A 17,283-nucleotide genomic window follows, 5' to 3' on the forward strand; every position below is an offset into this window, starting at 1 on the left:
CCGTGCTCAAAGCGCGGGTCAGAGCAGCCCTGAGAGGGCCTTCACCCCCGCCGAAAACGGCGGAGCACTGGCCAAGATCAAAGGTAGACCAGCGCACGCCGTTCAACGACGTACGCGTGCGAAGCGGCGGTGGCGTATTCCCGCATCTGGCCGGCCTCGTACTCCGACGCGGTGAGGGCCGTCGCCGGATCGTTGGTGATCACGGCGACGCAGATCCGCACAATCTTCGAGGAGTCCCAGTTGAGGGTGGGATAGATGGCGATCGTCTTCTTCGTGAACTCCAGCCCCTGCTCACCGGCTTGCCTCAATCCCATCTCACGGAGCATCGACTGGACGTGGTCCGGATCGAGAAGCTCAGTGGTGGCACGGTCGCAGTAGCGGTTCACCTCATGGCGCTTGTAGTCGACCGGGACTCCCGTTCACCGTCTCCAGGCCGTACCAGGCCAACAGCCCGGCGCTCTCGGCCAGGGAGCTCGGCATGGACGGGAAGCCGAGGAGATACTTCAGCTCACACAAGTCATCGGAGGGGAAGGCAGTGTGTGCCTTCTTAAATCCGCCGACCACATCGATATCGATGCCGTACATGCCGACGGGAAACCGCTCCTTGAAGTCCGAGACGACGGAGCCGGCGGAATGGTCCGTGGGCTCGATCAGACCGCGTACGGGAACCTGCAACGAGGCTTGAAGCACCGCTGCCCGCACGCGACACGCACATTGACCACTCCTCGAATACGCCCTGAGCCCTCCCCCACACCTGAGACAGGCCTGCCGGTGAGCGAACCGACCGAGGGCCCACCGCCGTCACGGCCCAGGAGCCGGTGTGAGCAGAGCCAAGGAGTTCACGAAGCCGCGGCCGCCGCTGTTCCCGCTCGCCCACCGGATCCTGAGCGATCCGCGCGCCGCCCCCTACGCGGTGCAGGCGGCCGACTGCACCGGCACCGCCGCGCCCGCACCACCCGAGGTAGAACCGGCCACCGGGGCAGAGCAGGTGGCCAGGGCGGAGCTCAGCGTGGACTGCGCGGTGGCCCGCGCCCATCGCAACGCAGCCGGAATAGTGGCGGAACCGGCGTTGCTGGAAGGGCTGGCAGGGCTCGCGCGGCGGCTGACCGGCCACCCACGACGCCGCCGGTACAGCGCCTTTGCGAGCCTGAGCTCCCGGTATCGACTGGAGGCGTGTTGATCACCGTCGACGGCATCAATCTGAACTGTTCCGGCATCGCGGCCCTCGCATACGGGGAGACAGCTGTCCGGCTCGCCGAAGAGGCACGATCACGGGCTGCGCAATCCTTCGAACATGCGGTGCAGGTCAGCGCCGAACGCGCGGTGTACGGCAGATCGACAGGTGTGGGCGCCAATCGCGACGTCGCCATCGACGACGCGAACGCACATGCCCTGGCCCTCCTGCGCAGCCACGCCACATCCGCGGGGCCGCTGCGGAGTCCCGAGCGCGTGCGCGCGATGCTCGCCGTCCGCCTCAATCAGCTCGCCGCCGGAGGCAGCGGCGCGGCGCCTGAACTCCTCGACGGCCTGGTGGTCATGCTCGCGGCCGACGCGCTGCCGCCCGTGCGCGAGGTGGGCAGCATCGGCACCGGTGACCTCCCGGCGCTCGCGGTCACCATCCTCTCGCTGCTCGGAGAGGTCCGAACATCCACGGCGCTCGTGGCACCCGTCGCGTGCGACCCGAAGGACGCCATGCCGGTCATCAACAGCAACGCCGCCACGATCGCAGACGCTGCGCTCGCCCACGCCTCGCTCGCCGTTCTGTCACGGTCCGCGATCACGGTGGCGGCGCTGACGTTCGCGGCGGTGGACGGCAATCCCGAGGCGTTCGCCGAGGTCGTCGAGCGCGTGACGCCGTTCAGCGGGGTACGCGAGGTATGCCGGTCGATGCGCCGGCTCATCCCCTCGACACCGGCGCCCACGCGCATTCAGGACCCGCTGGGACTGCGCAGCATGCCGCAGGTGCACGGTGCGTTCATCGACGCCCTCTCCCACCTCGACGACGTCGTCTGCCGCATGGCGAACGCCCCGTCCGAGAATCCCGCACTGCTGCCCGGTCACGGTGTTGCCCATCACGGTGGCTTCCACGCCGCGTACCTGGCGCAGGCACTCGATACGACCGTCTCCGCCGCCGCCCAGTCGGCGCAGCTGGCCATGGCCAGAGTGTCCATGCTCACCGAGCCCGGATTCACCGCACTGACGCCGTTCCTCGGGGCGGGGGCCGCCGGCGCGTCGGGCGTGATGGCCTGCGAGTACGTCGCGGCCTCCGCGCTCGGCTCGCTGAGAGCCCTCGCCACGCCGACGGCAGTCCAGAGTGTCACGCTGTCGCGCGGGGTGGAGGAAGACGCCAGCTTCGCTTCGCACGGTGCGCGCCAGGCATTGACCGCGGTGGACGACTACCGCACTGTCCTGGCGTGTGAACTCGTGGCCGCCGTCCGCGCATTACGACTGCGCGGTACGCGACTGGGCGGTCTCTACGACGACCTGCCGATGGAGACGGCCGACCGCGACCTCACCGCCGACATCACCGCAGCGACACGCCTGCTGCCCAAGCTCGCCGACAACCCGCAAAGGACGAAAATGAGGACGGGCGCCCTGGAGTAATTGTCAGGATCTGTGGATCGATGGCCGTGCGCATGGTCTGACTTTGGTGTCGTTGTGACCGCGTAGGAGTTTCAGGCGAGGGCTTCGAGGAAGCCCAAGAGCGCGGTGTGCAGGATCCCAGGCTGTTCCAGGTGCAGGTCGTGGCCGGTGCCGGGGATGCTCATGGCCATGGTGGCGGGCCGCTGCCGGAGCATCTCGTCGGCTTCCTGCGCGGGGATGAAGCTGGATTGGGCCAGGACGACCAGGGTGGGGCACGCGACCTGCCCCCACTCGTGGCGGAAGGAACGCTGGGCGTTCTCCGCCAGCGATCGGACCATCACGTCCCGGTCGAAGCGGGGCCACCATCCGCCGTCGCGTTCTTCCAGGCCGGCCGCCCAGCCTGCGCCGACCGGTCCGCCGCCGAGGAATGCAGCTGCCGCTTCACGTGAGGGAAACGGTGTCGGCCACGAGTCGAGCCATCCACCGATGTCCACGGGACCGTTCGGGTCCGGACCGCCGGAGCCGGCCTCGACGAGCACGAGCGCGCGGACGAACCCGGGGTGCGCAGCGGCGGTGAGCATGGCCGTGTGCCCGCCCAGTGACTGGCCGACCAGGACGGGCCGCCGCAGCGCCAGTTGCTCGACAATGGCGATGACGTCGGCGACGTAGGCGGCGCGGGAGACGTCCTGCGGGTGGCGCTCGCTGGCGCCGTGCCCGCGCTGGTCGAGGGCGACGACCCGATAGCGGGAGCTCAACTTCCGTGCCAGCACGTCCCATTCACCCGCGTGACCGGCCAGGCCGTGCAGCAGCACGATGGGCTGTCCCGGGCCGCCCCAGTCCCGGCAGGCAAGCCGGACACCGTCTCGCACCACCACGTGTTCAGACCATGCCACGTCGGCCCCCAGGGAATCGGCTGGCCTTGATCATGCCGCAACCGCCTCGGGGCGTTCGACGAGCTGGCCGCGTTCAATGCGGCCGCCAGCGCGGACGAGGGAGATGAGGTGGGGTGCGTTCACGGCCCGCCACCGTTACTGGGCGGACTCGACGAGTTTGAAGACCATGGCCAGGGCGGCGGTGCGGGAACCGGCCCCGCGGGTGACCTTGGTCCGCAGCCGGCGGTGGAGAACGTGGACTCGATGGGGTTCGTGGTCCGCAGGTGATCCAGTGCTCGGCTGGGAAGTCGTAGAACGCCAGCAACTGCTCCTGATCGTCGGTGATCTTCTTGACCGCCTTGGGGAACTTCGCGCCGTAGAGCTGCACGAACACCAGTCCGACGCCCAGCACCGCGACACGTGACGTTCCGGTATCAGACATGGCCACCCTTCGTTCCTTCGATGGGAGAGCTGGAAATGAGCGCCAGCGCGCGGGGGTGCACTCGCCGGGAAAGTCACCCGTCGGCGAGCGGCCGGGGGAAGGATCACGCGATGCGCAGGGATACCGGAGGCAGATGCGGCGAGGAGGCCCGGATCTCGCTTCCGGCCCCAAGGGGAAGGCTGGCGTGTACCCATCCCGGCAGCACGAGATCCCCGGCGCGCAATCCCGCGCCGTAGTCGCCCAGCCGACGGGCCAGCCAGGCAACGGCGTTGAGCGGGTTGCCCAGCACGGCCCGCCCCTCCCCCATGGCAGCCTTCTCTCCGTTGACGTTCAGCGTGAGTTCTTCCGCGCACAGATCGAGGCACGGACGCAGCGGGACAGCGGCTCCCACGACGCCCGCGCCGCCGACGCGTTGTCGGCCACGGAGGCCTCCAGCGCGCTCTGCCACGCGCGTAGCACGTGTCGATCACTTCGAGAGCCAGGAACACCTCGCAGAGCGCGTCCCGGGCCTCATCCACATCGACGGCCGGGCCCCGCAGCGGGCGGCCGAGCCGGACGCCGATCTCCGTCTCCACCCGGGGCACCACGAGGCCGCGAAGCTTCAGCACACTGCCGCTCGGCACAATCATGTCGTCCAGCAGGACGCCCGAGTCGGGCTCGTCGACGCCCATCTGCTGCTGCATGGCGAGCGAGGTCAGCCCCACCTTGTGCCCGGCGATGCGGGCACCGCCGATGATCCGGGTCTCGATGTTGGTCCACTGGACCCTGTAGGCCTGCGCCAGCGTCAGGTCGGGACACCACTGCTTCACAGGGGCCACCGGAATCCGGGAGCGCTCGGCGGCCTGAAGGTCCGCCGCGGCGAGGGCAAGCCAGCCGTCTTCCACCCGGCCGGGCGAGGTGAAAACACACAGGGCACTCATCGTCGGCGTCCACTCTCTGGCCGCCAGCTACCTCAGCCTCAACGACCCCGAACCCGCCGCCGCCACCGAGTCACTCATCCTGGCCCGCCGCATCGGCGCCCCGCGCTGCGCGAACCTCGTCCGCGACCTGCTCCCCCGCTTCCAGCCCTACCGGCACGCTCAAGGCGTACCCGAGCTCCTCCAACTCACCGCGGTCTGACACTGCCGCTACGCTCCCGGTCTACCCGCGAGCCGACCGCCCTCCCCGCGGAGAAGGCGGAGTCAGCCGGTGGACCAGGAGCGCAGTTGCGCAGCGATCTCCTGAACGCGGGCACCCTTGTGCTTGGCGCGCATAACGAGCGCGAGGGCTTCCTCCGGCTCGTAGTGCAGAATCTGGCCGTTGGTGTTGAGGAAGGTCTCGGCGACAAGCCAGGCGAAGAACTCGTTCTTCGCTTCGAGCGGCTCGTGCAACGCGACCGTCTCCAGCATCGCGGCGGCCTTGAGCCAGTCGCTGGCGTACACGTCGCGGCCCATATAGCGAGCCTGGACCCGGGCGCAGACAGCGTCCAGCACGCCAAGGTCGAGGCAGGCAGGGTCGCCCGGGAGGGTCTGGGCGATCTGCAGTAGCTCTTGCGGGGTGAGGAACCTCGTCACGCGGCGTGACCGTGCTGCTGGATCTCGTGCAGATCGTGGCTGCTCATCGGCGCCGGGTCGGGCCACGCGGCCGTGCCGGCGCCGGCTGCGCCAGTGTCCTGGGTGGCAAAGACCTCGGCGAGCTGCGGAACGCGGTCGCGGGTCTTTCCGAGAGCCTTGAGGAACGGGTCGTCGGCAGCCTTGAGCGCGGCCTCGCGGACGAAGTCCTGGGGGGACTTGCCGACGATGTCGGCAGCGGCCACGACGCGCGCGTACTCCTCCGGCTCGAAAGGCGGCACTTGGGATCCGTTCTGGTCCATACAGGCGACGGTACCAGCGTGTCCGCCCTTTAGTCCGAGGGTCTACCAGGCTCGGCGATCGATGAGCGCCCCCTACTGGTGGTTTTGTTCCAGCGGTGACCTCTCCCGCAGGCGCTCCTCCAGAACACGGGTGCCCTCGACGCCGGGATTGGTGGCCACAACCATGCCGAAGAGGGTGCAGAAGCGCTCGAGCGCGTCAGTACGCGTCCCGCTCCGGATCCCCCTGCGCCGCCCAGGACCGGTCCCAGGTATCGGCGCTGGCCGGCCCGGCGTGGCTGGTGAAGCCCCGGAGTCCCGCCGCGGCGCACGACGATCCGGTGCCGCCATGGTCCCCTTTCATCTCCTCCGCGACACGTCGCGGCGCCCCTTGACGGCGCCGACAACCAGCGTGATCGCTTTCTGGCTGTCGACCTTGACCTGGATGCCGCTGGCCTGGAGGTAGGCGTAGACGACCTCGACTCGTCGACTACTTGAGTTCCTTGTCCGTCAGAAGTAGGAAGTCGACAGCGCAGCCGATGCGGTTGCGGAGGTCGCCGAGGGTGTACGGGAACTCGGGTTCAGCGCGGAGAGGTCATTCTGGTCGATCAGCCCGTACTGGACGCGGCGGCGGTGAGCGCCGATCCCTTGAAAGATCAGCGCATCGTGGTCCTGTTTTCCGACCACGTTGACGACCGTGTTGTGGCCGACCTGCATGGAGACGTCGCGGAGATGTCCGGGACGCGCGTAGGCGGTGAGTTCGGACGAGCGCGCTAACGACCTGACCCGCGATTAGCCTGACCGAGAGTTCTCATCGGTGATTGAGTCAAGGCCTTTGCGACCGGGCTGGCGGACCGGCTTCGCCCGGTGTCGGCCCGACCGCGTTCACCAGCCGACCAGATCCATGGACCTGTGAGCGAGCCAGTCCATGAACGACACGGGCTGACCGCACAGGTTCAGAGGAAGGATCTGATCGCAGGTGGCTCGGCCGTCGAACCATAGTGAGCCCCGGTGCGGACCGGTGACAATGAGCAGGGTCGAGAAGCCACAGCCGTTGTCCTGGATGAATACAGCGCCAGACGTCTTGCGCTCCTGGAACACCCCGTACTCAGCGTCCCACTGCTCCCACGCCGCTTGATAGGCGTTGTGGTCCGGGAAGTCCTGCGTCAGCGGCTCTCGCGCGTCCAGCTCATCCTCGTAAGCACGGTAGGAGTCGGGATGCGGGAAGTCAGCAGTGAGCAAGTCGTAGTTGGTGCTTGAGTCTCCATGCCAGCCCCAGCCTGCCGCGGATCGGCATAGGCGGTTCAACGCGCCGCCGGCACTCTGCCGGAGCAAATACTCTCGGTACTGGTCCGGAAACGCGATGCCCAGCTCTGCCTCCGCTTCGCAGATCTCCGCTTCGGACAATGGCGGCGGGGAGGCGACCTGAATTGCGGGCGGACTGCTCAGCTCGTCAAAGCGCCGCCCCCGAGCGATGCGTTGGTCTTCCGCTATCCAATCGGTCGTCATGCAGGTGAGGGTAGACGCGAGCGATCCGTCAGGACTCTGCCGTGACATGGATGCGCCCTGCCAGGTTCTTGAGGTGTGAAGATCAAGCAGGCTCGTGCCGCCATGTCGCACCGCGCGTTCTGCGGTATCTCGGCTCGCCATTTGGGAGAGTTGATCGCCGAGCTCGCGACACGCTGGGACGCACGGTGCGAATCAGCCCGGCACGAGCGGCGGCACGGAGCCCGGAAGCGGAAGGCCGGCGCCGGGCCGAAGTACGAGCTGGTCTTCACCGACCGGGTCCTGGTGACGCTCGTCCACCTGCGGACGGGACTGACCCACGAGGCACTCGGAGCGATCTACGACGTGGGTTCTTCCACCATCGGGCGGGCGATCAGCGAGATCCGTTCGCTGCTGGCCGCGCGTGGATTCGCGGTGCCGGACCGGCCCGGCCTTCGGCTACGGACGCTGCAGGACGTGTTCGCCTATGCCGCGGCCGAGAACGTCACGCTGAGGATCGACGGCACCGAGACCCAGGTCCGCCGCCCGCAGGCGCACAGCCCCGGGCGCCGGGCCTTCGTCTCCGGCAAGCGTAGACAGAACACCATCAAGACCACCACGATCAGCGACCACCAGGGCCGCACTCTGTGGTCCGGCGCCACCCGGCCCGGCCGGATGCATGACCGGACCGCAGTGCGCACCGAGGGCATCGCAGAGCAGTTCCGGCAGTATCCCGCCGTGAAAGCGGAAGTCGACGAGGGCTACCGAGGGCTGGCCAACGAGTTCCCCGGACAGGTCAGCGCACGCCCAGGAAACCGAAGGACATCAGCAACACACCGCTGACCGAGCGGTACGGATGGCGTGAGATGCGCCGCCGTCAATCCTCTCGACGAATCTGCGTCGAGCACGCCAACGCCGAGCCCCGGCAGTGGCGCCCGCTACAGCGGTACACCGGACGACGCGAGGAGTACGCCGAGACCCACCGCGCCATCGCCAGCCTGGTTTCTGACCGCGCAGCCCAGCGGGCCACGCAGCACAATGCGACTGCCGAACTCGTGCTCGTCCGCACGACGGCCTGCTGAATCATCCACCAGCCGAACGGCAAGGTCAGCACGGCCCAACATCAATCGTGGGGCAGGCCGTAATGGATGCAGCCGCCGACGCACCGGGAGGTGAACTCTCCGGCGCCGGTGGGGAGTTGGGAGGCCTCCCAGGGCAGCGGCTTGGTGGGTGCAGTGCGGCCGGGCTCGGCGGCGGAGGCGCCGGGTGTGAAGCCTACGCTGAGTGCAACGGCGGCGAGCAGGCCGGCGGACAGGCGAGCGACACTGCGCATGAGCATTTTCCCCCTGTTGCGGAGCCGGGCGCCCAGGTCGGGGCTGCCCGTCCGCCAGTCTCCTTTACCGCCGGGCTCACCACAATTATCTCGACCGTGGTCGAAACGTTCGGTCATCGCGGCGCCAGCGTGCTCCAGTTCGTCCGGCCCGCTGGGGCTCTCGCTGACCACGCTCGGCCTCGTGTGACGACCACCCAGTGCGATGGCCGCGAGGCCGGGCCTTCCACTCTGCGTGGCCATCGCACGAGCCGAACCCCTACCACGGCAAGTCGGGTCGAGCAGGCCTGACCGCCCTACCGTGCCTGACTGCAGGTGCGGTGCCACGGGAGCTCTGCACGTCGATCACTGCCGTTGCTGTGCCTGAGCGAGTTGAAAGCAGACTGGTGGCTGCCCGGCACTGTGCACGGCCGTCCCGCCGAAGCCTTGCAAGGTGGGGCACGACACGTGTGACCCACTCCGGGCCAGGTCCTCGGTCGTGGTCCCACTGCTGCGCGAAGCCGTGCCCCCGCCGCGTTGCGCCCGTTCACGGGCGGCGACCTCTTCCCAGGAGGCGACAACCAGCTGGAGCCGCTCGTCGTGACCACCGAAGCGCCGCAGCGGCTGACCGTCCGGGACGTCGTCGAAACACTCCTGCTCATGACGAGCATTGCACGTCGGGCAGTTGCGCTGAATCCACTTCTTGCGCGCGACCTGGTCCTGCAGTTTGCCGAGCCCCCGCCATACACGGGCCCTGGCAGCCTTCAGAAAATCGATCTGCGCCCGGGTCAGCGCAACGTCACTGTCCGGCCGCTGGGAGATCACCCTCAGCAGACCCCGCACATCACCGAACCGCTCATGCTCCAGCGCCAGTTCGAGTTCCGTCAGATACGCCTTCCGCTTCTCTGTGGCCTTCTGCACCTGACGTTCACGCTTCGCCTGCTCCCGCTACGCCGGTCAATACCACCCGCTCACCGTTGTGGCCCCATGTGACAACCTCCTTGCTGCGCACCAACAGCCACTGCTCGGCCGAGTCCCGAGCCTCCTTCACCACCGCTGGCACCGCGCAGCCCGCCGTATCAGCCCATCGAAGTGCGCGCCGCCCGATACCCGGCGGTCCAGAGGCGCGTGATCAGCCGATGGCGCGCAGTACGGCGGTCCCGGGATGCTCACGCAGGACCTGGACCGCCTCGTTCATACCGGATTTGGCGGCGTCCTCCAGGTCCGAGCGGAAGGCGTCTTCGCTCCCACACCGGGAGGGCACAGAAGGCTCCAGGGCCAGTGACCGCGGCCAACGAGGTACGACTCCACCAGCATCACAGACGCGGCACGCACCAGGGCCTGACCGTCGGCCAATAGGGACAGGGACCGAGGTCACCGGGCCTCTCCCAGAGCCGGCCCTCGCGCCGCCGGCGCACGAGACGGCAACACCAGCCCGCCGGCGGCCTCCTCCGGCGCCTCACCGGCCGCCTGCTCCGGCGCCTCACCGCCAGGCCCCGCCTGCCGCGCCCCGTCCAGGGGCAGCACCGCCCGCACCGCGAACCCGCCCCCCTCCCGGGGACCCGCCTCCAGCGTGCCCAGCACACTGCGCGCCCGCTCCCGCATCCCCACCAGACCAAACCCCCCACCACCGGAAGGCACCTGCCCGGCAGTGGCACACCCGTCGTCCACCACCGACACCTCAAGAACCTGCTCCCCCACCCGGACCGTGACCTCCACCCCGAGCCCCGGCCCCCCGTGCCGCACCGCGTTCGTCAACGCCTCCTGCACAATCCGGTACGCCGCCGCACCCACCGCCGGCGGCACACCCGCCACCCCACCCTCCACAGCGGCCACCACCCCGGCACCCGACGAACGGGCCGCCGCCACCAGCTCCCCGATCCCCTCCACACCAGGCAACGGCCCACGCGCCTCATCCGGCGAAGACCTCAACACCTCCAGCGTCGCACGCAGTTCACCCCGCGCAGCACGACACGTACCCGCAATATCATCCAAAGCCCTGGCCACCGCCGCCCGGTCCAGACGCTCCGGATCAGCATTCAGAACATGCGCAGCAACCGACGTCTGAACACCCACCAGCGTGATGCTGTGCGCCAGCAGATCATGCAGATCCCTCGCCACCCGCAACCGCTCCTCCGCCACCCGCCGCCGCGCCTCCTCCTCACGGGTCCGCTCAGCCCGCTCAGCACGCTCAATCACCGAATCCACATACTGCCGGTGCGCCCTGGCATACACACCACACAAAACAACCGCGACGATCCAGCCCGAAATCCGCAACGCCTGCGCACCCTCGGCCATCCCCTGGCTGAACTTCGCCACAAGCAGCAGCCCGACAATCACCGAGCACACCACCGCCGACCGCCACAACCGCCCCGTCAACGCAACCGTGAACAACCCGAGCAGACCCACCGGCACCGGCGCGACCTCATTGAAACCCATCACATGATACGGAGCGGCACAGGCAACCACCCCCAGAAACGACACCAGCGGAGCCCGGCGCCGCCACACCGCCGGAACATGCGCACCCCCCAGCAACACCCAGCCAACCGCATCGGGCTGAACACCCTGGGCCCGCACATTCAACGCAAGGAACACCGCCACAGCCGCCAACACCACCGCAGCCACCGCATCCTGACGCACCACACGACCCGCATCCACCCGCCCCCCACCACGAGCCGCCGCGGCAGGCCCCAGCCCCGGCACCACAAACCCACCCTTGAAATCCACCACACCATCCTCCAACAAAGAAGGGCGCCCCTCCCCGGGGGAAAGAAGAGACGCCCTAGCCTTGCCCTAGCCTCACAACCCCGCACACACCGCGCCCTGCTAGGGCGGGCCAGAGCGGATTCCACTGCCGGCGAGGCGGCGGACACCCCGGGCCGCTCCTCCCCGAGCGGAAACCGACACCACCACCCTCCACCCCACCCCAGCCCACCACCTCGTCCCCACGACCGAGAAACCCACTACCCCCCACGGAGACCAACCCCCACCACTACTCCCCCCGCAGTACACACCCCACCAACCCCCACCCAACCCAAACCCTTCAAACCCCCGACCAGCACGACGAGGACCGCAGCAAACACGAACCACTGGACCCGGCGGCCGCACACACACCGACCCCCACAAGCACGACAACAACCACTGCCGGCAGTAACCCACCAACCACACCCCAACCCCAGAAGCACTCGCAAGCGTTCAACGCTGCTCCGGTCTCCCCTGGCTCCACCGGGGCCAGGAAAGCGGAACCCTCGCCGCAGGCCACCACAACGCCGAGACGCTCTTCCAGGACCTGACCGAAAGCGAGAAGAACAACAGCACCACCCCCAACAAGCCCCACGGCACAGCACACTTGACACTTGTTCCAGCGAACCCGTGCCAAGTGCTGGCGAAACTTCACGGGTTCGATGGTGACCAAGAGGCTGCCCAGTCGCCTCGATGGTCGCGCCACGCAGTCCTGAGGACTTCGAGCTCGGTGCGAGGGAAGTGCTCACCCCACTTGCCACGGTATGCGCTCTCGCCGTACTTGCTCACGACCTCGTCGAAGCAACGGATCACTGCTCGGGCAACGACGTCGATGTGCTGCTGGGTGGACCAGATCTCGGTCCCGGCGTTGTCGTGGTCACTGCCGCGGGCCAGCTCGAGCAGGCGGATCCACACGTCGGTGCCTTCACGGCAGAAGATCCACCGGAAGGCGGTGGGCTCGGCCTCGAACTGTGCTCGGCATTCGGTCTCGCCGACGATCAGACGTGTTACTGCCGCCAAGAGATCTTCGGGGGCAGCGGTGATATAGGAGGCCGTGACTTCCGCATCTGTCTGCTGGTCACCGACGATGCAGTCGGCCCAACCACGTCCGGACAGGACCCAGGCGAGACGCAGGTGGGCCATCCTCATTCCCCTCCTCCAGTCTCGGGTTCCCTGCGCCGATCACCGAGCGCCCCTCCCACACCTCCGAGTCTGGGGGACGGCGAGAGTGCTGACCAGCGGATTCTTTGACGTCGGCCGACCCTCAGCAATCGGGCAGCAGCCCGGGGTCGGCATGGTCGACGAGATCGGTCAAGGCGGCTTGCCGGTCCCTACCGAAGACCGCCGCAACAAGCTTGGGTGCGGCGCTTCTGCGGTGAGCTGGTGATGCCGTGTGCCGTTGCCGTTCGTCGTCGGACGGCGTATCGCCGTGTCCCAGGACGTGGTCTTGGAGGCGGCGATGGTGTCGTGGTTGGAGGAGCTCGATCGGCGGGAGGCTGCCGCGCGGGAGGACATTGCCGAACTACGGACCCAGCTTGCGAAGTTGACCAGGCGTCTCGCTGAGCGGGAGGACGTGTTGTCCTGGCTGCAGATCACGCGGGAGACGGTGGCCGAGATCCTGTCCGGTGACGAGACGGTCTCGGTCGCCGGGGCGGAAGCGGACGCGGGCGAGGCGCAGATCGAGGAGCACCGGTTGCCGGCGGGATCGCCCCCACGTCGTCACCGGCTGGTTCAAAGCCCCGCACGTCCGCTACATCTTCGACGAGTGAGCCCAAGACGCTTCTGATCAGTATGGCTGACCAGACGGCACTTGGTGTCAAGCACACTTGACACCAAGGTGCGGCGCCTCGTAGCGTGTCAAGTGTCCTTGACATCGCACCGGGGGGTGGCACCCTTGCAAGCGCATAACGAGATCAAGGCGAGCGCTCGGCTCGTGCTCTGGACATTCGCCTGGGCGGCGACCCTCGCCCTGGCCAAGTTCGGCCCGCAACTCCTATGGGATCCGCCACAGCGGGTGGCGGGCTGGGCCGCCGTCGCCGTCAATCTCGCCGTCGGCATCAGCTGGATCGTCGCCTTCACGCGCTTTCTCCGCGCGCTCGATGAACTGCAACGGAAGATCATGCAGGATGCGCTGGCGGTCACCCTCGGCGTGGGGTGGATCCTCGGATTCGCCTACGTCGTTACGGACGACGCCAGTCTCGTCGCCCACGACGTCGATATCGCCGTCCTCCCCGCGCTCATGGGAGTCGTCTTTATGATCGCCTTCGTCGTCGGCAAGATCCGATACCGATGAAGAACCGCATCACCGACCTTCGCGCCGAACGGGGCTGGACGCAGGCCGACCTGGCTCAGCGTACGGGCGTGTCCAGGCAGACAATCAACTCCATCGAAACAGGGAAGTTCGACCCGAGCCTTCCCCTCGCCTTCCGTCTCGCCAAGCTCTTCGACCTGAGGATCGAAGAGCTCTTCCTCCACGAATGAACTCAAAGCGTTCCTGACCAATAGCAGCGTGATGACGGTATGCCCTGAAAGCCAGAGTCCAGACCTCCTCACAACTGGCCATCAACAACAGGACGCATCAGCAACAGGTCCTCGCCCCAGGCATCCAGGGTGGGGCCGTGGCCAGCTTCTCGTGCTGCGCTTTCGACCCGGACGAACAGCCGACGCTGCAGGCTTGTGTCTCCTGTCTCCATGATCCGCCCGATCGGGTCGAGCAATGCTCCCGTTTCGCACTTCGACAGGGGGAACCGCTCCAGTTCCGGGTCTGTAAAGCGAGCGGTGTAACTGGGCTTGGTATGACTAGAGTTGGCCTGCGGTGAGGCGGCCGTCGAAGGCCAGGTCGAAGGCGTTCATGGCGCCCTTCCAGCGCATGGTCCAGCGTTTGCGGCCGGCGCCGGTCGGGTCGAGGCTCATGACGGCCATGTAGACACATTTGAGGGCGGCCTGCTCCGTGGGGAAGTGCCCGCGGGAGCGAACGGCCTTGCGGATGCGGGCGTTGACGCTCTCGATGCTGTGGGTCGTGCAGACGATGCGGCGTATTTCTGCATCAAACTGCAGGAAAGGTGTGAATTCTGGCCAGCTGGACCCCCAGAGGCGGACGATCGCCGGGTACTTCTTGCCCCAGGTCTCGGCGAATTCCAGGAACCGTGTCGTGGCCGCGTCCTCGGTCGGCGCGGTGTAGACGGGCTTGAGCGCCTTGGCAATCTTGTCCCAGTCCTGGCGGGCCGCGTATCGGAATGACGCCCGCAGCAGGTGAACCACGCACGTTTGCACCACAGTTCGCGGCCAGACCTCGCCGACCGCGTCGGGCAGCCCCTTCAACCCGTCACAGACCAGCATGAGGACGTCTTCGACGCCCCTGTTCTTCAGCTCGGAGAGCACTCGAAGCCAGTGTTTCGCGCCTTCGCCGCCGTCACCGGCCCACAGGCCGAGGATGTCGCGGTGTCCCTCGGCGGTGACCGCCAAGGCCACGTAGATCGGCCTGTTCGCTACTTGGCCATCGCGAATCTTGACGTTGATAGCGTCAATGAAGACGACCGGGTAGACGCGGTCGAGCGGCCGGTTCTGCCATTCCGCCATGCCGTCCATCACCTTGTCGGTGATCGTGCTGATGGTCGTCTTGGACACGTCCGCGCCGTAGACCTCGGCCAGGTGCGCGGAGATCTCCCCGTGCGTGAGGCCCTTCGCGGACAGTGAGAGCACCATCTCGTCCACGCCGGTCAGCCGGCGCTGCCGCTTCTTGACGATGGCCGGCTCGAAGGAGCCCTCCCGGTCGCGGGGCACGCCGATCTCGACCGGCCCGATGTCCGTCAGCACCGTCTTGGACCGGGTGCCGTTACGGGAGTTGCCGCCGTCCTTGCCTGCCGGGTCGTGCTTGTCATAGCCGAGATGGTCGGTGATCTCGCCCTCCAGGGCGGATTCCAGAACCTTCTTGGTCAGCTGCTGCAGCAATCCTCCCTCGCCGGTCAGCTGCAGCCCCTTGCTGCGGGCCTGCTCGACGAGCTGGTCGATCAGTTTCTGCTCGGCCGTCGCGGCCTCCGGCAACGGATCCACCTGGTCGGCAGCCGCCACGAACTCGGTCACGGTGTCAGTCACTTGATGTCTCTTCCATGATCATCAATTACACCGGTGAGCGTACAGACCCAGTCCGCGGTGAAGAAGTCTCCCGACCCGGTGTCGAAGGCCCGTGCTTTCAACGCATCGGCGACCGCGAGGGCAGCGTGAGCTGCTACTTCGCTATCGCCATGGATGAAGAGGCTGACGCCAGCGACCGGCGCGTCGTCAGCCTCGTTGACCGGGGTGCTGATGGAGAAGCCGGGCCCCTCGTAATCGCCCCATCCATTCTGCGAATACTCGATGCCCGGCAACACCTCTGCAAGGACAGCGCGAACATCGCAGCCCGCGCCCAGGCTCGGCGGCTCCCAGTCCTCGGGGATCTCGTCCATCGCCTCGGCCTTGGGCGGAAACCGCATGATGAATACATCCCAGCTCACCCGCTCAACCTACGCGCCAGCACTGACACTCAGCCCGGGCCTGAACCGGCCGCCTGGTTAAAAGACAAGGTAAGTGCCTGTTCCTGATCCTGACACGTCATCTCGGACACGCGTCAGGGCAGGCGAGCGGGGAGGCGGAGAGCGAAATGCGCGCCACGGGCACTCGGAGTGATCTCAAGGGTGCCGCGGTGGGCGGTGGCGATGCGCTGGGCAATGGCCAGGCCGAGGCCGGCACCACCGGTATCTTGCGCGCGGGCGTCGTCGAGGCGGGTGAAGCGTTCGAAGATCCGCTGGTGGTCTTCGGTTGGGATGCCGGGGCCGTCGTCGAAGACGCCGATAACCGCTACTCCGTGGTGGGTGTCGTGGGTCAGGCGGACGGCAATGGTGCTGGTCGCGTAGCGTTCGGCATTGTCGAGGAGATTGCCGATGACGCGGGCCAACAGAGCCGGGTGGCCCTGCACGGCGACAGGGCCGGGCCCGGTGTGTAGGTCGATATCGATGCCGTTCGGCGGTCGGCGACGGACAGTTTCCTCCCGTACGACGTCGGTGAGGTCGACGGTTCGCCGCGGTTGCCGGTCGCCGTGCTCGGCGTCGAGGCGGGCCAGAAGCAGCAGGTCCTCGGTCAGTTCCTGTACGCGGATGGTGTCTTCGTGGGCCGCGTGGACGACCTGGGGCCAGTCGGCGGCATCAGGCCGGTTGAGGGCAAGCTCGAGTTCGGTGCGCAGGCAGGCGAGCGGAGTGCGCAGTTCGTGCGAGGCATCTGCGGTGAACTGCCGCTGCCGGTCGACGGCGGTCTGTAGCCGGTTCAGGGTGGTGTTCATCGTTGTGGCGAGACGCGCGATTTCGTTGCCCGCTCGGGGAACGGGAACGCGCCGGTCGAGATGATGGGCGCTGAGTTCGGCGAACTCGGCACGGATGGCCTCGACCGGGCGCAGCGCCCGGCCGACCGCGAACCATGTGCTGCCCGCGATCAGGGTTATGAGTGCCAGTGTTCCGCCGGCCAGGGACCACACGATGGTGTTCAGCTGGGCCTGTTCGGCTTCGAGCGAATAGACCAGCACGACGTAGCCGGGAAATTCAAAATAGGCGTTGGGCCGTTGTATGGGTGCCGGAGGAGCCCAGGGGGCGAGGGACAGCGCTCCCTGGTTGCTGAGGGCGTCGTACATCGCGTCGCGACCAGACGGTCCGGGCTGGCTGGAACTCAAGTCGTAGGGCTTCCTGCAGAAACTGATTCGCGGATGGCCCTGGGGGGTGTGTGAGGTGGAGCGGCATTGCGGTATTCGTTTGCGGTTGTTGGTCGCTTGATCGCGCTTCACCTCTATGCGCAGCCAGTGTTCGGGGTCTGCGCTGCGCCGCTGGCCGTCCTGGAGGATCGAGGCCCGTGCCGCAAGCGCCGTGCCGGTGGCGGCCGCGGCTAGGGGTACCGCAGCGATCACTGCGGCCAGGAGGGTCAGCCTCATGCGGATGGTGGCGGGGTACAGCCGACGCGGCATAGACATCAGGCGTATCCGTCGGATGGTGGCGGGGCA

General features: G+C 67.5%; 23 protein-coding genes and 2 pseudogenes. 7 read left to right on the plus strand and 18 right to left on the minus strand.

Going from position 1 to position 17,283, the window contains the following annotated elements:
- Positions 1–77 precede the first annotated feature (77 nt).
- Positions 78–386 carry an aromatic prenyltransferase gene (locus OG718_RS02970; RefSeq protein ID WP_328843104.1) on the minus strand — a complete coding sequence of 103 codons (309 nt, stop codon included), beginning with the start codon at positions 384–386 and terminating at the stop codon, positions 78–80.
- 1 nt (position 387) lies between these two features.
- Positions 388–702, minus strand: coding sequence for a hypothetical protein (locus OG718_RS02975; protein ID WP_328843105.1), 315 nt, complete (start codon positions 700–702; stop codon positions 388–390).
- Positions 703–820: 118 nt separating this feature from the next.
- Here OG718_RS02975 and OG718_RS02980 point away from each other — a divergent pair, with 118 nt between their 5' ends.
- Together OG718_RS02980 and OG718_RS02985 are read left to right on the plus strand one after the other, a co-directional pair.
- Positions 821–1,180, plus strand: coding sequence for a hypothetical protein (locus OG718_RS02980; RefSeq protein WP_328843106.1), 360 nt, complete (start codon positions 821–823; stop codon positions 1,178–1,180).
- Positions 1,174–2,604, plus strand: a complete 1,431-nt coding sequence (locus OG718_RS02985) for an aromatic amino acid lyase (RefSeq protein WP_328843107.1) — start codon at positions 1,174–1,176, stop codon at positions 2,602–2,604. The genes OG718_RS02980 and OG718_RS02985 overlap by 7 nt, the downstream gene beginning before the upstream one ends.
- Before the next feature lie 71 nt (positions 2,605–2,675).
- Here OG718_RS02985 and OG718_RS02990 read toward each other — a convergent pair whose 3' ends face one another.
- The 3 genes and pseudogenes from OG718_RS02990 to OG718_RS03000 all read right to left on the minus strand — a co-directional run bounded on the left by OG718_RS02990 (position 2,676) and on the right by OG718_RS03000 (position 4,345).
- Positions 2,676–3,476, minus strand: a complete 801-nt coding sequence (locus OG718_RS02990) for an alpha/beta fold hydrolase (protein WP_443054876.1) — start codon at positions 3,474–3,476, stop codon at positions 2,676–2,678.
- Between the two features lie 30 nt (positions 3,477–3,506).
- A pseudogene (locus tag OG718_RS02995) lies at positions 3,507–3,846 on the minus strand (transposase); the annotation flags it as partial.
- Positions 3,847–4,000: 154 nt separating this feature from the next.
- The gene (locus tag OG718_RS03000) at positions 4,001–4,345 is read right to left on the minus strand and encodes a hypothetical protein (protein WP_328843108.1); all 345 of its coding nucleotides are present in this window, start codon (positions 4,343–4,345) and stop codon (positions 4,001–4,003) included.
- A gap of 449 nt (positions 4,346–4,794) precedes the next feature.
- Between OG718_RS03000 and OG718_RS03005 the strand changes: the two genes are divergently transcribed.
- Positions 4,795–5,016 carry a hypothetical protein gene (locus OG718_RS03005; protein WP_328843109.1) on the plus strand — a complete coding sequence of 74 codons (222 nt, stop codon included), beginning with the start codon at positions 4,795–4,797 and terminating at the stop codon, positions 5,014–5,016.
- 62 nt (positions 5,017–5,078) lie between these two features.
- Here OG718_RS03005 and OG718_RS03010 read toward each other — a convergent pair whose 3' ends face one another.
- From OG718_RS03010 to OG718_RS03025, 4 genes are all read right to left on the minus strand, one after another.
- The gene (locus OG718_RS03010) at positions 5,079–5,450 is read right to left on the minus strand and encodes a fic family toxin-antitoxin system, toxin component (RefSeq protein WP_328843110.1); all 372 of its coding nucleotides are present in this window, start codon (positions 5,448–5,450) and stop codon (positions 5,079–5,081) included.
- Entirely contained in the window at positions 5,447–5,749 is a 303-nt protein-coding gene (locus tag OG718_RS03015) for a hypothetical protein (RefSeq protein WP_328843111.1), read from the minus strand. Before OG718_RS03015 ends, OG718_RS03010 begins: the two co-directional genes overlap by 4 nt.
- A 486-nt stretch (positions 5,750–6,235) precedes the next feature.
- Complete coding sequence (locus OG718_RS03020; RefSeq protein ID WP_328843112.1) at positions 6,236–6,442, minus strand: hypothetical protein; 207 nt, start codon at positions 6,440–6,442, stop codon at positions 6,236–6,238.
- A 168-nt stretch (positions 6,443–6,610) separates the two neighbouring features.
- On the minus strand, positions 6,611–7,234 hold the full coding sequence (locus OG718_RS03025) for an SMI1/KNR4 family protein (RefSeq protein ID WP_328843113.1): 624 nt from the start codon (positions 7,232–7,234) through the stop codon (positions 6,611–6,613).
- A 102-nt stretch (positions 7,235–7,336) separates the two neighbouring features.
- On the opposite strand from OG718_RS03025, the pseudogene OG718_RS03030 reads away from it, so the two are divergent.
- A pseudogene (locus OG718_RS03030) lies at positions 7,337–8,292 on the plus strand (transposase family protein).
- A 41-nt stretch (positions 8,293–8,333) separates the two neighbouring features.
- Here OG718_RS03030 and OG718_RS03035 read toward each other — a convergent pair.
- The 5 genes from OG718_RS03035 to OG718_RS03055 all read right to left on the minus strand — a co-directional run bounded on the left by OG718_RS03035 (position 8,334) and on the right by OG718_RS03055 (position 12,404).
- Positions 8,334–8,543, minus strand: coding sequence for a hypothetical protein (locus OG718_RS03035; protein WP_328843114.1), 210 nt, complete (start codon positions 8,541–8,543; stop codon positions 8,334–8,336).
- A 342-nt stretch (positions 8,544–8,885) separates the two neighbouring features.
- Positions 8,886–9,440 carry a hypothetical protein gene (locus tag OG718_RS03040; RefSeq protein WP_328843115.1) on the minus strand — a complete coding sequence of 185 codons (555 nt, stop codon included), beginning with the start codon at positions 9,438–9,440 and terminating at the stop codon, positions 8,886–8,888.
- A gap of 211 nt (positions 9,441–9,651) precedes the next feature.
- Positions 9,652–9,783 carry a hypothetical protein gene (locus tag OG718_RS03045; RefSeq protein ID WP_328843116.1) on the minus strand — a complete coding sequence of 44 codons (132 nt, stop codon included), beginning with the start codon at positions 9,781–9,783 and terminating at the stop codon, positions 9,652–9,654.
- A gap of 110 nt (positions 9,784–9,893) precedes the next feature.
- Positions 9,894–11,213: a sensor histidine kinase gene (locus OG718_RS03050; protein WP_328847669.1), complete on the minus strand. Its 1,320-nt coding sequence runs from the start codon at positions 11,211–11,213 to the stop codon at positions 9,894–9,896.
- A 699-nt stretch (positions 11,214–11,912) separates the two neighbouring features.
- Complete coding sequence (locus OG718_RS03055; protein ID WP_328843117.1) at positions 11,913–12,404, minus strand: hypothetical protein; 492 nt, start codon at positions 12,402–12,404, stop codon at positions 11,913–11,915.
- Between the two features lie 256 nt (positions 12,405–12,660).
- On the opposite strand from OG718_RS03055, the gene OG718_RS03060 reads away from it, so the two are divergent.
- The 3 genes from OG718_RS03060 to OG718_RS03070 all read left to right on the plus strand — a co-directional run bounded on the left by OG718_RS03060 (position 12,661) and on the right by OG718_RS03070 (position 13,742).
- A complete protein-coding gene (locus OG718_RS03060) occupies positions 12,661–13,047 on the plus strand; it encodes a hypothetical protein (protein WP_328843118.1) in 387 nt (128 codons plus the stop codon).
- Positions 13,048–13,155: 108 nt separating this feature from the next.
- Positions 13,156–13,554, plus strand: a complete 399-nt coding sequence (locus tag OG718_RS03065; protein WP_328843119.1) for a hypothetical protein — start codon at positions 13,156–13,158, stop codon at positions 13,552–13,554.
- Positions 13,551–13,742 (plus strand): helix-turn-helix transcriptional regulator, encoded by a 192-nt coding sequence (locus tag OG718_RS03070; protein WP_328843120.1) that lies wholly within the window; start codon positions 13,551–13,553, stop codon positions 13,740–13,742. Before OG718_RS03065 ends, OG718_RS03070 begins: the two co-directional genes overlap by 4 nt.
- A gap of 68 nt (positions 13,743–13,810) precedes the next feature.
- On the opposite strand, the gene OG718_RS03075 is transcribed toward OG718_RS03070, so the two are convergent.
- The 4 genes from OG718_RS03075 to OG718_RS03090 all read right to left on the minus strand — a co-directional run bounded on the left by OG718_RS03075 (position 13,811) and on the right by OG718_RS03090 (position 17,214).
- Entirely contained in the window at positions 13,811–13,978 is a 168-nt protein-coding gene (locus OG718_RS03075; protein ID WP_328843121.1) for a hypothetical protein, read from the minus strand.
- Between the two features lie 82 nt (positions 13,979–14,060).
- A complete protein-coding gene (locus tag OG718_RS03080; RefSeq protein ID WP_443055318.1) occupies positions 14,061–15,332 on the minus strand; it encodes an IS256 family transposase in 1,272 nt (423 codons plus the stop codon).
- A 20-nt stretch (positions 15,333–15,352) separates the two neighbouring features.
- On the minus strand, positions 15,353–15,754 hold the full coding sequence (locus OG718_RS03085) for a hypothetical protein (protein WP_328843122.1): 402 nt from the start codon (positions 15,752–15,754) through the stop codon (positions 15,353–15,355).
- Positions 15,755–15,867: 113 nt separating this feature from the next.
- Positions 15,868–17,214: a sensor histidine kinase gene (locus tag OG718_RS03090; RefSeq protein ID WP_328843123.1), complete on the minus strand. Its 1,347-nt coding sequence runs from the start codon at positions 17,212–17,214 to the stop codon at positions 15,868–15,870.
- Positions 17,215–17,283 lie beyond the last annotated feature (69 nt).

Origin of the sequence: Streptomyces sp. NBC_00258 (assembly GCF_036182465.1) — a bacterium.
Classification (GTDB): Bacteria; Actinomycetota; Actinomycetes; order Streptomycetales; family Streptomycetaceae; genus Streptomyces.

What these genes read in the sequence shown, in the direction of transcription:
- OG718_RS03070 (WP_328843120.1), top strand. Translation starts at nt 13,551, where the DNA reads ATGAAGAACCGCATCACCGACCTTCGCGCCGAACGGGGCTGGACGCAG.
- OG718_RS03090 (WP_328843123.1), bottom strand. Translation starts at nt 17,214, where the DNA reads ATGAGGCTGACCCTCCTGGCCGCAGTGATCGCTGCGGTACCCCTAGCC.
- OG718_RS03035 (WP_328843114.1), bottom strand. Translation starts at nt 8,543, where the DNA reads ATGCGCAGTGTCGCTCGCCTGTCCGCCGGCCTGCTCGCCGCCGTTGCA.
- OG718_RS03015 (WP_328843111.1), bottom strand. Translation starts at nt 5,749, where the DNA reads ATGGACCAGAACGGATCCCAAGTGCCGCCTTTCGAGCCGGAGGAGTAC.
- OG718_RS03055 (WP_328843117.1), bottom strand. Translation starts at nt 12,404, where the DNA reads ATGGCCCACCTGCGTCTCGCCTGGGTCCTGTCCGGACGTGGTTGGGCC.
- OG718_RS03025 (WP_328843113.1), bottom strand. Translation starts at nt 7,234, where the DNA reads ATGACGACCGATTGGATAGCGGAAGACCAACGCATCGCTCGGGGGCGG.
- OG718_RS03020 (WP_328843112.1), bottom strand. Translation starts at nt 6,442, where the DNA reads ATGCAGGTCGGCCACAACACGGTCGTCAACGTGGTCGGAAAACAGGAC.